We start from the raw sequence: 1790 nt of genomic DNA on the forward strand, positions 1-1790 counted from the left end.
TCATTTATGTTGAATGTATGTTGTCCAAATGTATATTTTAAATTAAATTTGTTTCGTAATTCAAATTGCCGGTTATGGGATTCATTAAGAAGATTATCTTCTGTTTCCCCCATTGCCTGAGTGATGGTTCCATCCCATTGTCTTCTTGTTGTTGTCGTGTCTATCAGGCTCGTTTGTATAATAGGAATAACAAGGGATGATTTCATTTCCAAACCTTTAAAGACGAAGTCGTCTTTTTCTATATGCAAAGTGGGCATTATATTAAAGCCTTTCATATAGGCATGCTGCGAATCAAAGTTAAGAGACTGTATACCTTTTTTATTTCTGTAGAAGGCGCATTCCAAATCCAGTTTATCGAAGTATAACTTTCTAAAACCAATGCCGACATGATAGAAGTCTGCGTCATAATAGTCATTATTTCGTCTTACCTTTCTGTATTCTGAGACTGGCAGATTTATTTCGAATACTGGCCATGACATCGTGTAGTTGTTCTTGGATTTATTCTTAAAGAAAGCAACATTAAATAATATGCCTGACTTTGCAAAAAGCTTTTGAGCACTTGTAAGTGTCTTGGATGTTCCGAATGATGCCAATTCCTGCGTGAATCCTACTAGGTCGCATTCATCCTCACGTGTCACAATATTGATGGCTCCTCCTAATCCGTCGCCTCCATATTCTGCAGGCACAATACCCTTGTACACCTCTATATATTTGATCACATCTATTGGAATATCGTTGATGTCGAAAGAACCGTCAGGACTGTTGAGTGGAAACCCATTAATATATACGGCGACACGCTTACCTTCTAAACCATGTACAGATATGCGCGACGCACTTCCCAATCCGCCTGTCTTTCTTACTTTGATGCCAGACGTGCGTGTAAGAATTTCTTCTATACCGCTTGAACGTCCCCGCAGCTTGGATCCGTCCACTACGGTTACAGCCATAGGACTTTGCCGAATGCGGTTTATTTCCGCCTGCTGGGAAGATCCCCTCACTACAACTTCGTTAAGGACGTTCGCTGATGATTCTAAGAAAAAGTCTTTTGTGATATTGCCGTTTAATACAATGACTTGCCTTACTCGTTTATATCCAACAAATGAAACCTCAACAATACATGTTCCATTTGAGGGTATGTCAATTTGATAATTGCCTGTCTTGTCAGAAACTGTTTTCTGTTTTGTATTTTTGATTGATATGCATACCCCAAATATGGGAAGTCCTGTTTCTTTATCTATGATTTTCCCACGTAATATATTTTGGGCAGACAAAACTGTTGTACACAAACATAGTATCGTTACGATGAATAATCTGTTCATAATTTTATGGATTAATGAGTTCTCGCCATCCTGCTGTATTATAGCGTATATATTCAGACAAAACCTGTTTTGCCTCTTCTTTACGGATTTCTGGATTTGAGACAATCTCTCCGACGATTGTTACCCATGTAGAAGAGGAAATCCGAAAGAATAGTGACGAAACTTTTGTTTGTATTTGTGGATAGACTTTTTGCATTTGGTCAATATATTCTTTACTTATTGCAACTTGTTCTTCGATAAAATTTTCACGGAAAAATTCTACAGAAGTACCTTTTGATTCAAAGAGCAATAACTTTAATTCTTCTTTATACAAGAAAATTATTTTAAGCGTTTCTCTTAGCAAATCTTTTTGACTTTGTATAGAGAAACGAAGTTTGTCTATTTTGTTGGATTCTATGCGATAGGAGGACAGCCTTCCATCCAAGACAGCAAGTAAAGGCCTAAGGACAGCATAAAAAATATCATCTTTTG

The 1790-nt window shown here is 37.2% G+C and carries 2 protein-coding genes; both read right to left on the bottom strand.

Features of this window, described 5'->3' with window-relative positions:
- On the bottom strand, nt 1–1319 hold a 1319-nt coding region (locus BN93_RS14685; RefSeq protein WP_044261009.1), incomplete at its 3' end, for a TonB-dependent receptor.
- 4 nt (nt 1320–1323) lie between these two features.
- The coding region (locus BN93_RS14690; RefSeq protein WP_019189061.1) for a hypothetical protein at nt 1324–1790 on the bottom strand (467 nt) is incomplete at its 5' end.

The organism is Prevotella conceptionensis 9403948, assembly GCF_000312305.1.
Classification (GTDB): domain Bacteria; phylum Bacteroidota; class Bacteroidia; order Bacteroidales; family Bacteroidaceae; genus Prevotella; species Prevotella conceptionensis.